Source organism: Micromonospora sp. NPDC049203 (assembly GCF_043197215.1).
Taxonomy (GTDB): domain Bacteria; phylum Actinomycetota; class Actinomycetes; order Mycobacteriales; family Micromonosporaceae; genus Micromonospora.
Genome location: NZ_JBICSV010000002.1, coordinates 265,619 through 285,126 on the forward strand (window position 1 = coordinate 265,619; position 19,508 = coordinate 285,126).

Sequence of the window (19,508 nt, forward strand, 5' to 3'; positions counted from 1 at the left end):
GTTGCCTTCCGCGCTAGGAACCGTCACTTGAACCGGATGCCGATGAGGCGCTGGAGGAGGATGAACGCGAAGAGCAGGCCGCCGATCACGATCTTGGTCCACCAGGAGTTGAGGCTGCCGTCGAACGTGATCAGGGTCTGGATCACGCCGAGCACCAGCACACCGAGCACGGTGCCGAAGACGTACCCGGAACCGCCGGTGAGCACGGTGCCGCCGATCACGACCGCGGCGATCACGTCCAGCTCCATCCCGACCGCGATCAGCGGCGCGCCGGAGAGCGTGTAGAACGACAGCAGGATGCCGCCGATGGCCGAGCAGAGCCCGCTGATCGTGTAGACGGCGATCCTGGTCCGCGCCACCGGCAGGCCCATCAGCAGCGCCGACTGCGCGTTGCCGCCGACCGCGTACACGTTGCGGCCGAACCGGGTGTACGCCAGCACGTACGCCGCGATCAGCACCACCGCGAACGCGATCAGCACGCTTATCGACACGAAGTTGCCGGCCGGATCACCGATGCGCTGCTGCGACATCGACGTCCAGAAGCCGTCGGTGATGGAGATGGAGGCGTCACTGATGAACGTGCACATGCCCCGGGCGAAGAACATCCCGGCGAGTGTCACGATGAACGGCTGGATCTCGAAGAAATGGATCGCGCAGCCCATCAGGAAACCGAGCGTCGGGCCGATCAGCAGCGCGATCACCAGCACCAGGACGGCGGGCAGGCCGTCGCGCAGCAGCGCGGCCGACACCATCGCGGTCATCGCGACCACCGAGCCGACGGACAGGTCGATGCCGCCGGTGAGGATCACGAACGTCATGCCGACCGCGACGACGAGCAGGAAGCCGTTGTCGATGAAGACGTTGAAGACGACCTGGACGTTGGAGAAGGCGCGGTACTGGGACACCCCGACGCCGTACATGACCAGCAGCAGCGCGAGCGTGGCCAGCACCGGGACGTGCCGCCGGGGCAGGCTGGGCCGCCAGGAGCGGCCGGAGGTCAACGACGTGCTGCTCATGCCGGCACCTGCTCCTTCTCCCGCTGCGGCGCCGCCGGGCCGGGTTCGGTGCCGCGCCTGCGACGGCGGAACCGGGCGCGGAACGCCGGGGCCTGCACGAGGCAGACGGCGATCACGACGACCGCCTTGAACAGCAGTGACGTCTGCGGCGAGATGTTCATCGCGTACACGGTGGTGGTGAGGGTCTGGATGATCAGCGCGCCGAGGACGGTGCCGCCGAGGGAGAACCGGCCGCCGGCCAGCGATGTGCCGCCGATGACGACGGCCAGGATCGCGTCGAGTTCGATCCACAGGCCGGCGGCGTTGCCGTCGGCGCTGGAGACGTTGGCGGTGACCATGAAACCGGCGAGCGCGGCACAGGCGGCGCTGATCACGTAGACGAGGAAGATGATGCGGCGCGACCGGATGCCGGCGAGCCGGCTGGCCTCGGCGTTGCCGCCGACCGACTCGACGATCAGCCCGAGCGCGGTACGGCGGGTGAACGCGGCCACGAGCAGCGCGGCGGCGAGCGCGATCAGGATGGCCAGCGGCAGCGTCAGGAAGTGCCCGAGCCCGATCGCCCGGTACGGACCGGAGTTGATCGTGATGATCTGCCCCTCGGTGACGAGCTGGGCGATGCCCCGCCCGGCCACCATGAGGATCAGCGTGGCGATGATCGGCTGGATGCCGATGACCGCGACCAGCACGCCGTTCCACGCGCCGAGCACGAGCGCGGCGCCGAAGGCCAGCGCCAGCGCGGTGGCCACCGTGGCCGGGCTGCTCTGGTCGGCCGCCCCGCTGATGTGCAGGCAGGCGATGGCGCCGCTGATCGCGCAGAGCGAGCCGACCGACAGGTCGATGCCACCGGTGGCGATGACCAGCGTCATCCCGAGCGCGACCAGGATCAGCGGCGCGCTCAGCCGGAGGATGTCGATCGGTGTGCCGTACAGGTGGCCGTTCTTGACCTCGACGGCGAGGAAGCCGGGACGGTAGACGGTGTTCGCGGCGATCATGACCACGAGCACGAGCGCCGGCCAGAACAGGCGGTGGCCGGTCAGCGGGCGGAGGCGGTCGGCGACGGCGGTCATCGGGTCACCTCCTCCCGGGGCGTTCCACTGGCGATGGTGCGCATGACGCGGTCGGCGTCGAGCGTGTCGTCGTTGTCGAGCTGGGCGACCATCTCGCGGTCGCGCATGACCGCGACCCGGTGGCTCAGGCGCAGCACCTCCTCCAGCTCGGCGGAGATGAACAGCACCGCCATGCCGCCGTCGGAGAGCTGCACGACCAGCTTCTGGATCTCGGCCTTGGCGCCGACGTCGATACCGCGGGTCGGTTCGTCCAGGATGAGCAGGCGCGGTTCGGTGATCAGCCAGCGGGCCAGCAACACCTTCTGCTGGTTGCCACCGGAGAGGTTGCGCACCGGCAGTTCCGGGTTGGCCGGACGGATGCTGAGCGCTTCCATGTACCTGCGGACCAGCTCGTCCTGCCTGCGGCGCGGGATCGGGCGCAGCCAGCCGCGCGCGGCCTGCATCGCCAGGATCATGTTCTCCCGGACCGACAGCTCCGGGACGATGCCCTCGGCCCGGCGGTTCTCGGAGCAGAACCCGACGCCGTGCTCGATGGCCTGGATCGGGTTGCGCACCGGCGCCCGGCCGCGGTCGAGCCGGACCTGGCCGTGGTCGGCCCGGTCCGCGCCGAAGATCAGCCGCGCCACCTCGGTCCGGCCGGAGCCGAGCAGGCCGGCCAGGCCGACCACCTCACCGGCGTGGATGCGCAGGCTGAACGGGGCGACCGCGCCGCGCCGGCCGACGCCGGCGGCGTCCACCAGCGGCGCCTTGCCGTCCGGTACGACAGTGGCGCGCTTCTGCTGCTCGTCCAGCCGCTCCAGCACGTCCAGCTCCTGCCCGATCATCTTCTCGACCAGGCTGAACTGCGGCAGCTCCTCGGTGCGGTACTCCCCCACGAGCTGGCCGTTGCGCAGCACCGTGATCCGGTCGGCGATGCCGTAGACCTGGTCGAGGAAGTGGGTGACGAACAGGATCGCGATCCCCTCGTCGCGCAGTTGGCGCATGATCCGGAACAGCTGCGCGACCTCGCCGGCGTCCAGGCTGGACGTCGGCTCGTCCAGGATCAGCACCCGCGCCCGCACGTCGATCGCCCGGGCGATGGCCACCATCTGCTGCACCGCGAGCGAGTACGTGCCGAGCGGCGCGGCGACGTCGAGGTCGAGGTCGAGCCGGACCAGCAGGTCGCGCGCCCGCCGGCGCATCTCGCCCCAGCGCACCGCGCCGAGCCGGCGCGGCTCGCGGCCGATGAAGACGTTCTCCGCCACCGACAGGTTGGTGCAGAGGTTGACCTCCTGGTAGACGGTGCTGACGCCGGCCGCGGCGGCCTGCATCGGCCCGCTGAACGAGACCTGCTCGCCGTCGAGGGTGATGACGCCCGCATCGGTCCCGTAGACGCCTGTCAGCACCTTGATCAGGGTGGACTTGCCGGCGCCGTTCTCACCCATCAGGGCGTGGACCTCGCCCGGGAACAGCCGGAAGTCGACGTCGTGCAGCGCGCGGACCCCGGGGAAGGTCTTGCTGATGCCGGTCATGGTCAGGACCGGACGGTTACCCGTCATCCCATCGGACCTCTTCTAGACGTGGTGGCACGGGGGCCGCCGTCTCGCGACGGCGACCCCCGGGGTGGGTCAGTACTTGCGGTTGGGCAGTGCCTCCTTGGCCTGCTCCTGGGTGAAGGTGGTCTCCTCGGTCTCGATCCGGGCGGGGACCTCCTCGCCGGCCTTGACCTTCTTGGCCAGGTCCATCAGCTGCGGGCCGAGCAGCGGGCTGCACTCGGCGATGAAGTTGAACTTGCCGTCCGCGAGGGCCTGCATGCCGTCCTTCACCGCGTCGACGGTGATGATGGTGATGTCCTTGCCGGGCGTCTTGCCCGCCGCGGTGATCGCCTCGAGCGCGCCCAGGCCCATGTCGTCGTTGTGCGCGAAGAGCACGTCGATCTTCGGGTTGGCCTTGAGGAACTGCTCCATCACCTGCTTGCCGCCGGCGCGGGTGAAGTCACCCGACTGCGAGGCGACGATCTTGAGGTTGGGGTTGGCGGCGATGGCCTCGGCGAAGCCCTTCTTCCGGTCGTTGGCCGGCGCCGAGCCGGTGGTGCCCTGCAGCTCCACGATGTTGACCGGGCCGGACGCCGCCTTCTTCTGCTCCACCAGCCACTCGCCGGCGAGGCGGCCCTCCTTGACGAAGTCCGAGCCGAGGAACGTCTTGTAGAGCGACTTGTCGGCCGAGTCGACCGCGCGGTCGGTCAGGATCACCGGGATCTTGGCGTCCTTGGCCTCCTTGAGCACGGTGTCCCAGCCGGACTCCACCACCGGCGAGAAGGCGATCACGTCGACCTTCTGCTGGATGAAGTTGCGGATCGCCTTGATCTGGTTCTCCTGCTTCTGCTGGGCGTCGTCGAACTTCAGCTCGATGCCCGCCTCGGCAGCCGCCTCCTTGATCGAGGTGGTGTTCGCGGTGCGCCAGCCACTCTCGGCGCCCACCTGGGAGAAGCCCAGGACGATCTTGTCGTTGCCGCTGCCGCTGCCGGAACCGTCGCCGGTGTCGCTGTTGCCGCACGCGGCCATGCTGGCGGCGAGCAGCACGCCGGCGAAGGCCGCGACGACCTTGCGTGCCGTGCTCCTGCTTCTCATCGATTCTCCTCCGGGGTTGGATGTTCCGGGCGCGCGACCGGCGGGGAGCCGGAGCGGCCCGGGTGTGGTGGTGGGGGGTGCGCGGCGCTCCCGGGGTTCAGTGCGCCGGCGGGCGTTGGCCGTACACGTTCTGGTAGCGGTCGTAGAGCGAGTCGATGTCGGCCGGCGCGATCGGCACCGGCTGCCCGAGCGCACGGGCCAGGTGGGCGGTTCTGGCGACGTCCTCGCACATCACGGCCGCCTTGACCGCCGCCCGTGCGTCGCGGCCGATGGTGAAGACGCCGTGGTTGCGCATGAGCACCGCGGGTGAGCGGTGCCCGGACAGCGTGCTGACGATGCCCTTGCCGATGTCGTCGCCGCCGATCAGCGCGAACGGTCCGATCGGGATCTCCCCGCCGAACTCGTCGGCCTGCGCGGTCAGCCAGCACGGGATCGCCTCGCCGCGGGCCGCCCAGGCGGTGGCGTACCCGCTGTGGGTGTGCACGACGCCGCCGACCTCGGGCATCGCGCGGTAGACGTAGGCGTGCGCGGCGGTGTCGCTGGACGGGGCGCCGTCGCCGTCGACCACAGTGCCGCCCAGGTCGCAGACCACCATGGCCTCGGCGGTCAGGTCGTCGTAGTCGACCCCGCTGGGCTTGATGACCATCAGGTCCTGACCGGGTACGCGGGCCGACACGTTGCCGGCGGTCCAGGCCACCAGGTCGTAGCGGGTCAGTTCGCGGTGCAGGCGGGCCACCGTCTCGCGCAGCGCGTCGACCTGGCTGTTCATCCGACCACCTCCAGGGTCGCGGGGGCGCGGTCCGCGGCGGCGTCGGCCGCCGCGTTGCGGATCGCCCGCAGGCGGAGCATCACGTCGTTCGCGCCGCGACCGAAGTGGTCGTGCAGCGCGCGGTACTCGGCGTACAGGGCGTCGTACGCCCGCACGTTCTCCGGTACGGGCCGGTAGACGGCCTCGTCGATGCGCCCCATCGCGGCGGACGCCTCGTGGATCGTCGGGTACGCCCCGGCGGCGACAGCCGCGTGGACGGCCGAGCCGAGCGCCGGGCCCTGGGCGGAGCCGATGATGCTCAGCGGCCGGTTCGTCACGTCGGCGTAGATCTGCATGAGCAGCCGGTTGGAGGTGAGCCCGCCGGCCACCACCAGGTCGTCGACCGGCACGCCGGCCTGCGCGAACGCCTCGACGATCATCCGGGTGCCGTACGCGGTGGCCTCCAGCAGCGCCCGGTAGACGTCCGGCGGCCGGGTGGCGAGCGTCAGCCCGACGACCATGCCGCTGAGGTCGTGGTTGACCAGCAGGGACCGGTTGCCGTTCCACCAGTCCAGCGCCACCAGGCCGTGCGCGCCGACCGGCTGGGCGGCGGCGGCCTCGGTGAGCCGCTCGTGCGAGTCGAACCCGGCCGGGGCGGCGTGGCGGACGAACCAGCCGAAGATGTCCCCCACGCCGCTCTGCCCGGCCTCGAAGCCCCAGGCGCCGGGGCTGATGCCGCCGTCGACCACGCCGCACATGCCCGGCACCTCGGCCGGGTGGGTGCCGTTGAGCACGTGACAGGTGGAGGTGCCCATGATGGCGACCAGCCGGCCCGGGCGCAGCGCCTGGGCGGCGGCGGCCGTGACGTGCGCGTCGACGTTGCCGACCGCTACCGCGATGCCCTCGGGCAGACCGGTCCAGGCGGCGGCGCGGGCGCCGAGCGTGCCGGCCCGCGCGCCCAGCGGCAGCAGCGGACCGTCCAGCTTGGCCACGAAGTCGGTGAAACCGGGATCGAGGGCGGCCAGGTAGTCCGGCGACGGGTACCGGCCGTCCTGCCGGATGCCCTTGTAGCCGGCGGTGCAGACGTTGCGCGTCTCGGCGTCGCAGAGCTGCCACACGATCCAGTCGGCGGCCTCGATGAAGCGCTCGGCCCGCCGGTAGACCTCCGGGTCCTCCTCCAGGATCTGCAGGCCCTTGGCGAACTGCCACTCCGCGGAGATCTTGCCGCCGTAGCGGCCGAGCCACGGCTCGCCGCGTTCGGCCGCCAGCGCGTTGATCCGGTCGGCGTGCGGCTGCGCGGCGTGGTGCTTCCAGAGCTTCACCCAGGCGTGCGGCCGTTCGCGCAGCTCCGGGAGCTCGCACAGCGGTGTGCCGTCGGCGAGCGTGGGAAGCACAGTGCAGGCGGTGAAGTCGGTGCCGATGCCCACCACCCGGGACGGGTCGACGCCGGCTTCGGCGAGCGCCGCCGGCACGGCGTTACGCAGCACCTCGCGGTAGTCGTCCGGGTCCTGCAGGGCCCAGTCCGGGGGCAGTGCCGGGCCGCCGTCGGGTAGCGCGGTCTCGATGACCCCGTGCCGGTACTCGTGCACCGCCGTGCCGAGTTCGGCGCCGTCACGGACGCGGACCACGAGCGCCCGCCCGGACAGCGTGCCGAAATCGACCCCGATCACGTACCGGTCGGACGCGTCCACTTCGCTCATTTGCACCTCCGCCGTGTCACGGGGATAGTGTTAGCGCTCACATATACATCCGTCAAGACACGTCCGGGCAACAGGTGCGTAACGAGGATCGGCTCTTCCGGACACGCCCCGACCGGCCCGGACGGACCGGCGCGGCCACCGCCCAGGGAGATCCACACGGGCGCGCCGCCGGCCCGGTCCCCAGCTCTGGAAAACAGCGATGTTAGCGACAACAATCGATGCCTTCGGAGATCGCCAAGCGGGCGCAGCCGGCACCATGGACCGGAGTGCCGGGGGGGATGCCGTTCGGGCCCTCACGGTGCCGCTCAGCGGCACTTTTCCCGGCCGCGCCACCCGCCTGAGCGGTGGTCGCCGCCGTCGCCGCGGGGGCCTCTGCTATTTACAGGTCTGGATGTCAGCGATAACATTCTCGCCATCCCAGCTTCGTGGCGCCGCCGTCCGGGAAACCCCGGCGCCGCAGCCGGGCGGCGACGTGGACGGCGACCCCGTCGACCGCCGGACCCACCACCCACGAGCGCCCGCCGGTGACCGGCCGGCCCCCTCTCGACTGCCGTGCCGCGTACGCCCGGTGCCCCACGGGCGACGTCGTGCGCTCGGCGGGCCGCTCCCAACCGGACGCCGGCACGGCCGGCGCCCGGCGACCGAGGAGGATCAGTGCGCAGATGGACCCGACGGACGCTCGCCGTCCTGGGCGTCGCGGCGGTGGCGCTCGCCGCCACAGTCACCGGCCAGGCGATGGCCCCGCGCCCCGCCCAGGCGCTGAACAACGGCGTCGCCCGTACCCCGCCGATGGGCTGGAACACCTGGAACACCTTCGGCTGCAACATCAACGAGACCCTCATCCGCCAGACCGCCGACGCGATCGTCAGCAACGGCCTGCGCGACCTCGGATACAAGTACGTCGTCGTGGACGACTGCTGGTTCGACCCGAACCGGGACGCGCAGGGCAACCTCCAGGCGCACCCGCAGCGGTTCCCCAGCGGGATGAAGTCGCTCGGTGACTACCTGCACGCCCGCGGCCTGCTGTTCGGCATCTACCAGGTGCCGCTGGACAAGACCTGCGCCCAGGTCGGCGGCGCGTTCCCCGGCGCCACCGGCAGCCTCAACCACGAGTACCAGGACGCCCGCCAGTTCGCCGCGTGGGGCGTGGACTACCTGAAGTACGACTGGTGCTCCTCCACCGGCACCATAAACGACCAGGTGGCGCGGTTCGGGATCATGCGCGACGCGCTGGCCGCCACCGGCCGGCCGATCGTCTACAGCATCAACCCCAACAGCTACCACGCCAAGACCGGGCCGCAGCGCAACTGGAGCGACGTGGCGAACCTGTGGCGGACCACCGAGGACATCACGAACGCGTGGAACACCGGCCAGACAAACGGCTACCCGATGGGCATCCAGAACATCGTCGACGTCACGGTGCCCCTGGCCGGGTACGCCGGCCCCGGCGGGTTCAACGACCCGGACATGCTCGAAGTCGGCCGGGGCGGGATGAACGACACCGAGATGCGCAGCCACTTCGCGCTCTGGTCGATCCTGGCCTCGCCGCTGATGATGGGCAACGACGTACGTTCGGCGAACGCGGCCACCCTCGCCATCCTGCGCAACGCGAACCTGGTCGCGATCAACCAGGACACGCTCGGCCGCCAGGCGGTCCAGGTCTCCTTCGACGGCACCCGCCGGGTGCTGGCCAAGCCGCTCGCAAACGGCGACGTCGCGGTGGCCCTGTTCAACCAGGGCGGCTCGACCACCACCGTCTACACCACGGCGGCGGCGGTGGGCAAGAGCGGCAGCTCGTTCACGTTGCGCGACGCGTGGACCGACGCCACGTCCACCAGCACCGGGACGATCTCGGCGAGCGTGCCCGCGCACGGCACGGTGGTCTACCGGGTCAGCGGGGGCGGCACCACCACCCCGCCTCCGGTCCCGACCACGTTCCGGCTGCGCAGCGAGTCGTCCGGCCGGTGCCTCGACGTCGACAACGCCGGCACCGCCAACGGGACCGGAACGCTGATCTGGGACTGCCACACCAACGCCAACCAGCAGTTCACCGCCAACGGGCAGGCGTTGCAGGTGCTCGGCAAGTGCCTGGACGTGCCGACCAGCGCGACGGCCGGCACCCGGGTGCAGATCTGGGACTGCAACGGCGGCACCAACCAGCAGTGGACGTTCAACGGCAACGGCACGGTGAGCAACGTGCGCTTCCCGTCGCTGTGCCTGGACGTCGACAACGCGGGCACCGCGAACGGCACCCGGGTCATCCTCTGGACCTGCCACGGCAACACCAACCAACGGTGGAGCCGGGCGTGAGCGGCTACCGCCGGTGAACGGCGGCCGGCCGGACGAAGGGGCGAGCGTCCGGCCGGCCGTCACCGGGCGCCGGCGGCCCGGCGCTTGTTCCAGATGTCGAATGCCACCGCGACGAGCAGCACCAGGCCCTTCACCACCGACTGGACCGACTGGTCGATGCTCATGAGCTGCATCCCGTTGCTCATCACCGCCATGATCAGGCCACCCACCATGGCGCCGACCACGGTGCCGACGCCACCGGTGACCGCCGCGCCGCCGATGAACGCCGCGGCGATCGCGTCCAGCTCGAACATGTTCCCCGCCGCCGGCTGGGCCCCGTTGGAGCGGGACGAGTAGATCACGCCCGCCACCCCGGACAGGAAGCCCATGTTGACGAAGATCCAGAAGTTGACCCGCTTCACCCGTACGCCGGACAGCATCGCCGCCGGCAGGTTGCCGCCGATCGCGTACACCCGGCGGCCGAACACCGTCCGGCGGGTGAGCAGGCCGTAGACGAGCACGAGCACGGCGAGCACGATCAGCACGATCGGCAGGCCCCGGGCATGGGCGAGCTGCCAGGCGAACCACATGACCACGGCGCCGACCACCACGACCCGCAGGACGAACAGCGGGAACGACTCCACCGGCTGCTCGTGGCGCACCCGGGCGACCCGGGTGCGGAACACGCTCGCGGCGTACCCGACCACCGCGAACGCGCCGATGAACAGCGTGAACGCGTCGTAGCCCTGGCCGCCCAGCAGTCCGTTGAGGAACCCTGCGGCCACCCGCTGGTACTCCTCGGGGAACGGCGACAGCGAGATGTTGTCCAGCACGCGCAGCGTCAGGCCACGGAACAGGAGCATGCCGGCCAGGGTGACGATGAACGCCGGGATGCCGGCGTACGCGACCCAGAGGCCGTGCCACGCGCCGACCGCGACACCCACCGCGAGCGCGGCCAGGACGCCTACCCACCAGGGCAGGCCCTCGCGGATGACGAGCACCGCCGAGACCGCTCCGGTGAGCGCCACCACCGATCCCACCGACAGGTCGATGTGCCCGCCGATGATCACGATGACCATGCCGATCGCGAGCACCAGGATGTAGGAGTACTGCAGGACGATGTTCGTCAGGTTGCCGGGGCTCAGCGAGACGCCGTCGGTGAGGACCGCGAACAGCGCCACGATCACCACCAGGGCGATGTAGATGCCGCTCTGCCGCAGGTTGCCCAGGATCAGCGTGCGCGGGTCACTGGTGCCGGTGTGCAGGGTCGCCGCCGCGCCGGTGTCCGGGGTGGCGATCTTCGTGGCGGGGGGAGGCTTCGTGCTGGTCATCGGACGAGATCCCTGTCCTTGGTCATGAGTTCCATCAGGTTCTCCTGGGTGGCGTCGGCCACCGGCATCTCCCCGGTGATCCGTCCGGCCGCCAGGGTGTAGATGCGGTCGCACATGCCGAGCAGCTCGGGCAGTTCGGAGGAGATGAGCACGACGGCCTTGCCGTCGGCCACCAGCCGGTTGACGATCGTGTAGATCTCGAACTTGGCACCCACGTCGATGCCCCGGGTCGGCTCGTCGAGGATCAGCACGTCCGGGTCGGTGAACAGCCACTTCGCCAGCACGACCTTCTGCTGGTTGCCGCCGGAGAGCTTGCCCACCACCGACATCACCGTCGGCGCCTTGATGTTCATGTCGCGCCGCCCCCGCTCGGCGACCTGGATCTCCCGGTTGCCGTCGATCCAGCCACGGTGGGCCAGCTTGTCGAGCGCGGCGGCGGAGACGTTGCCCCGCACGTCGTCGATCAGGTTGAGGCCGTAGTGCTTGCGGTCCTCGGTGGCGTACGCGATGCCGTTGGCGATGGCCTCGGCCACCGTGCGCGCCCGCACCTCGCGGCCCTTGACGAACAGCTGGCCGCGGATGTCCCGGCCGTACGACCGGCCGAACACGCTCATCGCCAGCTCGGTGCGCCCGGCGCCCATCAGGCCGGCGATGCCGACCACCTCGCCGGCCCGCACGCGCAGCGAGGCCCGGTCGACGACCAGGCGGTCCTGGGTCGGGTGGCGCACCGACCAGTCCTCGATCCGCAGCACCTCCTCGCCGGGCGTCACGCTGCGGGTCGGGTAGAAGGCGGCCAGGTCGCGACCGACCATGCCGCGGATGATCCGGTCCTGGGTGACGGCGCCGTCGGACATGTCCAGCGTCTCGACGGTACGGCCGTCGCGGATCACAGTCGTCGAGTCGGCGACGGCGGTGATCTCGCCGAGCTTGTGCGAGATCATGATGCAGGTGATGCCCTGGTCGCGCAGCCGGCGCAGCAGGTCCAGCAGGTGCGCCGAGTCGACGTCGTTGAGCGCCGCGGTCGGCTCGTCGAGGATCAGCAGCCGGACCCGCTTGGACAGCGCCTTGGCGATCTCCACGAGTTGCTGCTTGCCGACACCGAGCTGGATGACCGGGGTGACCGGGTTCTCGTGCAGCCCGACCGACCGCAGCAACGCCGCGGCCTCCGCGTTCGTCCGGTGCCAGTCGATGAGCCCGCTGCGGCCGCGGCGCTCGTTGCCGAGGAAGATGTTCTCGGCGATCGACAGGTAGGGCACCAGCGCCAGTTCCTGGTGGATGATCACGATGCCGCGGGCCTCGCTGTCCTGGATCCCCCGGAACCCGACCGGCTCGCCGTCGAAGACGATCTGACCGTCGTAGCTACCCGCCGGATGGACGCCGGACAGCACCTTCATCAGGGTGGACTTGCCGGCGCCGTTCTCACCGCAGATCGCGTGGATCTCGCCGCGCCGTACGGCGAGCGAGACGTCCTGGAGCGCGGTCACCCCGGGGAAGGTCTTCGTGATGCCACGCATCTCGAGGATGTGATCGCTCATGGGTATCCGTCCTGCTCGTGGTCGTGGTGTCCGGAGCGGGCGGGCCCGGGGCGCGGTGGCCGCCGGGCCCGTCGCCGCGGGTCAGCCGGCCCGGCCGGCGGCCACCTCCGCCTCGGTCAGGTAGCCCGAGTCGATGAGGACGGACTTGATGTCCTCCTTGTAGACGGTCTGCACCGGCAGCAGGAAGGCGGGCACGACCTTGACGCCGTTGTTGTACGCCTTGGTCTCGTTGGCCTTCGGCTCCTCCTTGCGCAGGAACGCCTCGGCGGCGATGACCGCCTGCTCGGCCAGCAGGCGGGTGTCCTTGAACACGGTGGAGCTCTGCACGCCGTCGTTGATGAGCTTGACCGAGGCGACCTCGGCGTCCTGGCCGGTCACCACCGGCATCTTCTTCGCGCCGCCGCGGTATCCGGCGTTCTGCAGCGCGGTGATGATGCCGCGGGACAGGCCGTCGAACGGCGACAGCACGCCGTCGACCTTGCTGCCGTCGTTGTAGCTGGAGGTGAGCAGGTCCTCCATCCGCTTCTGCGCGGTCTCCTGCTGCCAGCGCAGGATGGCGGCCTGTTCGATCTTGGTCTGCCCCGACTTGACCTTCAGCGTCCCGGCGTCGAAGTACGGCTTGAGCGTGTCCATCGCGCCGTTGAAGAAGAAGCCGGCGTTGTTGTCGTCGAGCGAGCCGGCGAACAGCTCCACGTTGAACGGGCCGGTCGCGGTGCCCTTGGCGCCGTCCTTGGTGAGCAGGCCGAGCCCGACCAGGAGCGCGTTGGCCTGCGCCACCCCGACCTTGTAGTTGTCGAAGCTGACGTAGAAGCTGACGTTGGGGCTGTTGCGGATGAGCCGGTCGTAGGAGATGACCGGGATCTTCGCCGCCGCGGCGGCCTGGAGCTGGCCGCTGAGGGCGGTGCCGTCGATCGGGGCGATGACCAGCACGTCCGCGCCCTTGGTGATCATCTGGTCGATCTGCTGCGACTGGGTGGGGATGTCGTCCCCGGCGTACTGGAGGTCGACCTTGTAGCCCTTCGCCTGCAGCTTCTCCTTCACCGAGTTGCCGTCGGCGATCCAGCGTTCCGAGGTCTGGGTCGGCATCGAGACGCCGATCGTCAGGTCGCCGGGCTTGGCCGAGCTGGTGTCTCCGCCGCCTCCCGCGCCCTCACCGCTGCAGGCGGTCAGGCTGATCACGAGCGCGGCACCGCTGAGTGCGGCCAGAAGTCGTCTGCGCACGAGCGTCCTCCCTGTCGTGGCGGTCCCTGTGACACAGGTAACCCTCACGGGGAGTGTTAACGCTCACAAGTTGCCCCGTCAACCAATCGCGCGAAATGCGCATGTCTCTTTCTCGTAACAGAGACGACGGTCCAGGTCGGACGGGACACGGGGTGGAGCACCGCGGGGCGACGGCACGCCGCCCCCGCGGTGACCCGGTTCAGCTGGCGGAGCAGGTGGGCGTCATGCCCGATCCGCTGCCGTTGCCCTGGAAACCGAACTCGGTGCTCTGACCGGCGCCGAGCTGGCCGTTGTAGTCCACGTTCGTGAACCGCACCGTGCCGCTGTTCCCGCTGGCCGTCGCGCTCCAGGTGTTCGTGATGCTCGCGCCGCCCGGCAGCGTCATGCTGACGGTCCAGCCCCGGGTGCCCGACGAGCCCGCCGTCACCTTCACCGTCGCCACGAACCCGCCGGTCCACGAGTTCAGCGTCACCGACGCCGAACATCCGCCCTGACCCGGCGGCGGCGTGGTCGGGTTGTTCGGTGGCGGGGTGGTCGGGTTGTTCGGCGGCGGGGTGGTGGTCGGCGGCGGCGGGTTGTTGGTGCCGGAGTTCAGCGCGTCGAGCACCGCGTTGTACGCCGCCTTCTTGTTGCCCCCGCAGTCGAACAGCAGCGCGTTGTCCGAGCCGCGCCACGAGTCGCAGTCGCGCACGCCCCACACGGTGATGCCGGCGCAGCGCGACACCGCCAGGCAGGCGCGGGTGACGGCGGCGTAGATGTTCGCCTGGTTACCGCCGGTCATCACGTCCAGCTCGGTGATCTGCACCTCGACGCCCAGGTCGGCGAAGCGCTGGAGGTTGGCCTGGTAGTCGCCGGGGATCGTGGTGCCCAGGTGCGACTGGAAGCCGACGCAGTCGATCGGCACGCCGCGCGACTTGAAGTCGCGGACCATGTTGTAGATGCCCGTCGACTTCGCGTTGATGCCGTCGGTGTTGTAGTCGTTGTAGCAGAGCTTCGCGCCCGGGTCGGCCGCGCGGGCCGCCCGGAACGCCGCCTCGATCCAGTCGTTGCCGGTGCGCTGGAGGTTCGAGTCACGGCGACCGCCGCTGCCGCCGTCGGCGAACGCCTCGTTCACCACGTCCCAGGCGTAGATCTGGCCCCGGAAGTGGGTCGCCACCTGGGTGACGTGGTTGATCGCCGCGTTGCGCAGCGCGGTGCCGGACAGGCCCTGCGCCCAGCTCGGCTGCTGCTGGTGCCAGAGCAGGGCGTGCCCGCGCACGCTCATCCCGTTGGCCCTGGCGTGGCTGACCAGCCGGTCACCGCCGGTGTAGGAGAACCGCCCCTGCTGGGGCTCGGTGGCGTCCCACTTCATCTCGTTCTCGGCCACCACGGAGTTGAACTCGCGGTTCAGCACGGTGGTGTACGTGTTGTCGGACAGCTTGCCGGTGGCGACCGCGGCACCGAAGTAGCGGCCCTTCTCGGCCGCCGCCGCGCGCAGCGTGGTGCCGGCGCTCGCGGACGGCGCCAGGGCCACCGCCATCCCGGCGGCGAGCGCGCCGGCCAGGATGCCGGTGGTCAGCAAGGCTCTCTTTCGTCTCATGCGGATTCCTCTTCCGGGGGTTACGCGATGGTGGTGGTGCGACGTCCCGACCCCGCGTCCGGTGGCGGTGTCGGGGTACGACCAGCGCGGCTCGCCCGGTGAGCCTTGCGGTGCTCATGCCCTGCCATCGACTGTGAGCGATAACATCCCCCGGCGTCAACCCCTGCCCTAGGGATAGACGTCCTCGTGCGCCTTGCGGTAGTCGGCGATCTCGTCCAACCGCCCGGCGACCGCGTACCTCACCCAGGCCGGGTTGCCCAGCAGCGCGCGGCCGAGCGCGACCAGGTCGAACTCCCCGTCCGCCAGCCGCGCGGCCAGCCCCGCCACCGACTCCGGTCCGGCCGGGCGCAGGAAGTCCCGCCGCAGCCCCACCGAGCCGACGGTGATCGCCGGCAGGCCGGTGAGGCGCTTGGCCCAGCCGGCCAGGTTCAGCGCCGAGCCGGCGAACGCCGGTTGCCAGAAGCGCCGTTGCGAGGCGTGCAGGACGTCCGCGCCGGCCTCGGCGAACGCGGTGAGGATCTGTGCCAGTTCGGCCGAGGTCTCGGCGATCCGCGCGTCGAACGCACGCTCCTTGAACTGGGAGAACCGCACGATCACCGGCCGGCCCCCCGGGACCCGCGCGCGTACCGCACGCACCACCGCCGCCGGGAACGCCGCCCGCCGGGCCGGTGAGCCACCGAACGTGTCGGTCCGGCGGTTCGTGTACGGCCAGAGGAACTCGTCCAGCAGGTAACCGTGCGCGGCGTGGATCTCGATCGCGTCGAACCCGGCCCGGACCGCCACCTCCGCCGCGTCCGCGTACGCCGCCAGCAGGGCGTCCGCGTCGGCGACGGTCATCGCGTGCGGCACCGGGCGGCCCGGCTCGCGTACTCCCGAGGGGGTCCAGGCCGGACGGCCGTCCACCGGTTCGCGGAGGCTGCCCAGATGCCACAGTTGCGCGGCGATCCGGCCGCCGGCGGCGTGCACCGCCTCGACCACGCCCCGCCAGCCGGCCTCGGCCGCGCCGGCGGTCATCCGGGGCACGGTGTCCTCGTGGCCGGCGCTGGGATGGTCGACGAGCACGCCCTCGGTGACGATCAGGCCGATGCCCGCCGCGGCTCGGCGCCCGTAGTAGTCGGCCATGTGCGCTGTCGGCACGCCACCCGGCGCGCGGTTACGGGTCATCGGCGCCATCACGAAGCGGGACGCCAACGGCAGTCCGGCGACGGTGACCGGCTCCAGCAGCGGCGCCAGCGGCGATGCGGTGTCCAGTGTCGCGTTCATGACCCGACGCTAGGAGTTGACACCGGTGTCAAGGGCAAGCGTTCAGGCGGCCGGTTCCCGGGTGTCCCCGGTCACCGTCATGTCGGCCACCACGTCGTCGAGCACCGCGACGGCGTGCGCGAGCCGCGCCATCTCCGCTGTCATCCGTGCCCGCTCCTCGCGCAGCCGGTCGGTGAGCCACGAGGTGCGGATCTCCGGATCGGTCACGCAGGGCAGCAGCTCGGCCATCCGGCGACTGCTGAGGCCGGCGTCGAACAGCCGCTGGATGAGCCGGACCCGCTCCACCGCCGGCTCGGCGAAGACCCGCTGCCCGCTCGGCGTCCGCAGGGCGGCGAGCAGGCCCTGCTGCTCGTAGTACCGGATGGACCGGGCGCTGACCCCGGTACGCGCCGACAGCTCCCCGATCCGCATCGCGCCTCCCCGCTCGCCGGACCTCCATCATCGAGCATGCCGCGCCGGTCAGGACAGCAGCTCGACGTAGCCGTCGGTGCCGTGCACGCGGATCCGCCCGCCGTCGGGGATCAGCCGGGTCGCGTCCGGCACCGCGACCACCGCGGGCAGGCCGTACTCGCGGGCGATCACCGCGCCGTGCGTCATCAGGCCGCCCACCTCCGTCACCAGGCCGGCGACGGCCACGAACAGCGGCGTCCAGCTCGGATCGGTGTACGCGGTGACGAGGATGTCGCCCGGCTCCAGGTCGGCACCGGCCAGGTCCGCCACGACCCGCGCCCGCCCCTCGACGACGCCGGCCGAGACCGCCAGCCCGGCCAGGGCGCCCGGCGGCACGTCGTCGCGCCGGTACGCGCCGTCGAGCGCCTCGCCCTCGGAGGTGAGCACCCGGGGCGGGGTGAGCGCCTGGTGCGCCCGGAACTCCTCCCGGCGCCGGCGGATCAGCCCGGCGTCCACCCGGCCGGTGGCCGCGACCGCGCGGAACTCGTCGAAGGTCAGGTAGAAGACGTCCTCGGGGTCGGCGAGCACGCCGGCTCGGGTCAGCCGGCCGGCCTCGGCCGTCAGCGCCTGCTTGTAGACGGCGTAGCGGCTCACGATGTCGTACTTCGGGTACTCGCGGTAGCCGGCGAACGTCCGTACCCGCTCGATCATGGCCTGTGCCTCGGCGGCCCTGCGGTCGCCGTCGGGCAGCGCGCGCAGGCGGTCGAGCACCTCCCGGGCCTTGGCCTCGGCCCGCTCCCGGCCGTGGGCGAAGCGGCGCGCGGCGGCGCCCGGGGCGAAGGTGCGGACGTTGTCCAGGATCAGCGGCACGAGCGTGGCGGGCCGCTCGCTCCACCGGGGCCGGCTGATGTCGATCTCCCCGACGCAGCGCATGCCGTACCGGTCGAGGTAGCCGGCGATGGCGTCGCGCGCCCGCGCGCCGCCCGGCAGCTTCGGCAGCTCGTCCAGGAAGTCGTCGCCTGCGGCGTCCCGCAGGAACGCCACCACCTCGGGGTACGCGCGGATCACGTCGGCCACGTCGAGCAGCGCCAGCCCCATCTCCGCGGTGACGTTGCCGGGTGCGGACAGCGTGAGCGTGTCGGTCGCGCCGCGCTCGCCGAGCCACTCCCCCAGCCTGTCGTCGAGCCACCAGGCGGCCTGCATTCCCGCCATGATCACCTGGCCGCTCAGCGGGTCGGTGAGCACCCGCTTGTGTTCGGCGAACGCGCCGGTCAGGAAGTCGAACAGCTCGGTTCCGGATCGGCCGCGGATGTCGCGGCGCAGGGCGGCGACGGACGCCCGGCTGCGCTCGACCAGCGTGGCGACGATCGCCGGGTCGGTGTCGATCGGGGGCGGCGGGCCGCCGGCCGGGCGGTCGGTCGGGGCCGGATCCGGCGCGGCCGGCAGGACGTCGCGGGCGAGGATCGTCTCCAGCGCGTCCCGGGTGAGCGGGTCGGCCCGGCCGATCATGTCCAGGAACGCGGCACGGCCTGCCCGGGTGGCCAGGTGCGGCGTGGCGTCGACGAACAGCCGGCCGCCCGCCTCGTGCATCGGCGCCATGGCGGTGAGCCGCCACATCGACAGGCCCAGCGGCGTCATCGCGTCGGTCATCATCTGCTGGTGGCCGACCGAGAGGTAGACGTGGAACCGCCCGTCAGCGGCGGCCGGCACCGGGTACAGCGTGGTGATCGGCCGGCTCTGGAGGATGTGGATGTCGTCCCCGGTCAGGGCCCACTCGATGTCCTGCGGGCAGCCGAAGCGCGCCTCGATCAGCCGGCCCAGCGCGGCCAGGCGTACCGCCTGGTCGTCGGTCAGCGCGGGCCGGGCCCGCCGCGCCGGATCGACCTCGGTCTCCCGGGTGCCGCCGCCGGGCGCCGCGTGCACCGCCCGGGACTTCGCGCCGATCGTCCTGGCCACCACCGCGCCGTCGCGCACCGTGAAGACGTCCGGGTTCACCAGGCCGGAGACCAGTGCCTCACCGAGACCGAAGCCGGCCTCCACCGAGACCACGGTCCGGTTTCCGGTGACCGGGTCGGCGGTGAACATGATCCCGGACGCGTCCGGAACGACCATCCGCTGCACCACCACCGCCATCTCCACGGCGCGGTCGTCGATGTCGTGCCGCCGCCGGTAGGTCACCGCCCGCTCGGTGAACAGCGAGGCCCAGCAGCGGCCGATGTGCCGCAGCACCTCGGCCGTGCCCACCACGTTCAGGTAGGTGTCCTGCTGGCCCGCGAACGAGGCGGCCGGCAGGTCCTCCGCCGTCGCGCTCGACCGCACGGCGTACGCGGCGTCCGCGCCGAGCCCGGCCAGCGCGGCGGTGACCGCCGCCGCGACCTCGCCGGGCAACGCGGTCCCCTCGACGACGCGGCGGACCTCGGCGGCGGCCGTCCGGATCGCCGCCGGGTCGTCCGCGTCCGCGCGGGCCAGCCGGTCCAGCGGGCCGGCGAGCGCCGGCGTCCGCGCCACGGCCAGCCGGAAGGCGCCGGTCGTGACGCAGAAACCACTGGGTACGCGGACCCCGTCGATCCGCGTCAACGCGCCCAGATGCGCGCCCTTGCCGCCGACCGCGGCGATGCGTGTCTCGTCCACCTCGCGCAGTTCCCACACGTACCGTCCGGCCATGCCGTGCCCCCGTTTCCGCAGCTCGATCCGCGTCGGGCGAGAATTCTGCGGCACCACCCGGGCCTTGCGGCAAGACCCGGGGTGCGATATATGTTG

The 19,508-nt window shown here is 71.4% G+C and carries 14 protein-coding genes; 1 reads left to right on the forward strand and 13 read right to left on the reverse strand.

Translation table 11 applies throughout. The features are described from left to right. Positions 1-23: 23 nt before the first annotated feature. From yjfF to araB, 6 genes are all read right to left on the reverse strand, one after another. Positions 24-1,016, reverse strand: a complete 993-nt coding sequence (yjfF, locus tag ACGFIA_RS05865) for a galactofuranose ABC transporter, permease protein YjfF (RefSeq protein WP_357382988.1) — start codon at positions 1,014-1,016, stop codon at positions 24-26. Continuing rightward, positions 1,013-2,083 (reverse strand): ABC transporter permease, encoded by a 1,071-nt coding sequence (locus ACGFIA_RS05870; RefSeq protein WP_357382986.1) that lies wholly within the window; start codon positions 2,081-2,083, stop codon positions 1,013-1,015. Before ACGFIA_RS05870 ends, yjfF begins: the two co-directional genes overlap by 4 nt. Further along, positions 2,080-3,621: a sugar ABC transporter ATP-binding protein gene (locus ACGFIA_RS05875; protein WP_357467783.1), complete on the reverse strand. Its 1,542-nt coding sequence runs from the start codon at positions 3,619-3,621 to the stop codon at positions 2,080-2,082. Before ACGFIA_RS05875 ends, ACGFIA_RS05870 begins: the two co-directional genes overlap by 4 nt. A 69-nt stretch (positions 3,622-3,690) precedes the next feature. Next, a complete protein-coding gene (locus ACGFIA_RS05880; RefSeq protein WP_357382982.1) occupies positions 3,691-4,692 on the reverse strand; it encodes an ABC transporter substrate-binding protein in 1,002 nt (333 codons plus the stop codon). Positions 4,693-4,789: 97 nt separating this feature from the next. Next, positions 4,790-5,461, reverse strand: a complete 672-nt coding sequence (locus ACGFIA_RS05885) for an L-ribulose-5-phosphate 4-epimerase (RefSeq protein ID WP_357382980.1) — start codon at positions 5,459-5,461, stop codon at positions 4,790-4,792. Next, positions 5,458-7,140, reverse strand: a complete 1,683-nt coding sequence (gene araB, locus ACGFIA_RS05890) for a ribulokinase (RefSeq protein WP_357382978.1) — start codon at positions 7,138-7,140, stop codon at positions 5,458-5,460. Before araB ends, ACGFIA_RS05885 begins: the two co-directional genes overlap by 4 nt. A 654-nt stretch (positions 7,141-7,794) precedes the next feature. On the opposite strand from araB, the gene ACGFIA_RS05895 reads away from it, so the two are divergent. Continuing rightward, the gene (locus ACGFIA_RS05895) at positions 7,795-9,450 is read left to right on the forward strand and encodes a glycoside hydrolase family 27 protein (RefSeq protein ID WP_393258881.1); all 1,656 of its coding nucleotides are present in this window, start codon (positions 7,795-7,797) and stop codon (positions 9,448-9,450) included. Positions 9,451-9,509: 59 nt separating this feature from the next. Here ACGFIA_RS05895 and mmsB read toward each other — a convergent pair whose 3' ends face one another. The 7 genes from mmsB to rph form a co-directional block, all read right to left on the reverse strand. Beyond that, positions 9,510-10,760: a multiple monosaccharide ABC transporter permease gene (gene mmsB, locus ACGFIA_RS05900; protein WP_357382974.1), complete on the reverse strand. Its 1,251-nt coding sequence runs from the start codon at positions 10,758-10,760 to the stop codon at positions 9,510-9,512. Beyond that, positions 10,757-12,295 (reverse strand): multiple monosaccharide ABC transporter ATP-binding protein, encoded by a 1,539-nt coding sequence (gene mmsA / locus ACGFIA_RS05905; protein ID WP_357478667.1) that lies wholly within the window; start codon positions 12,293-12,295, stop codon positions 10,757-10,759. Before mmsA ends, mmsB begins: the two co-directional genes overlap by 4 nt. A gap of 81 nt (positions 12,296-12,376) precedes the next feature. After that, on the reverse strand, positions 12,377-13,516 hold the full coding sequence (chvE, locus tag ACGFIA_RS05910) for a multiple monosaccharide ABC transporter substrate-binding protein (RefSeq protein WP_357382970.1): 1,140 nt from the start codon (positions 13,514-13,516) through the stop codon (positions 12,377-12,379). Between the two features lie 199 nt (positions 13,517-13,715). Next, entirely contained in the window at positions 13,716-15,095 is a 1,380-nt protein-coding gene (locus tag ACGFIA_RS05915) for an endo-1,4-beta-xylanase (RefSeq protein ID WP_357478670.1), read from the reverse strand. Between the two features lie 168 nt (positions 15,096-15,263). Next, positions 15,264-16,358: a 12-oxophytodienoate reductase gene (locus tag ACGFIA_RS05920; protein WP_393258885.1), complete on the reverse strand. Its 1,095-nt coding sequence runs from the start codon at positions 16,356-16,358 to the stop codon at positions 15,264-15,266. A gap of 42 nt (positions 16,359-16,400) precedes the next feature. Next, positions 16,401-16,769, reverse strand: a complete 369-nt coding sequence (locus tag ACGFIA_RS05925) for a MerR family transcriptional regulator (protein WP_357382964.1) — start codon at positions 16,767-16,769, stop codon at positions 16,401-16,403. Between the two features lie 48 nt (positions 16,770-16,817). Then, a complete protein-coding gene (gene rph / locus ACGFIA_RS05930) occupies positions 16,818-19,412 on the reverse strand; it encodes a rifamycin-inactivating phosphotransferase (protein WP_357382962.1) in 2,595 nt (864 codons plus the stop codon). Between the last annotated feature and the right edge of the window lie 96 nt (positions 19,413-19,508).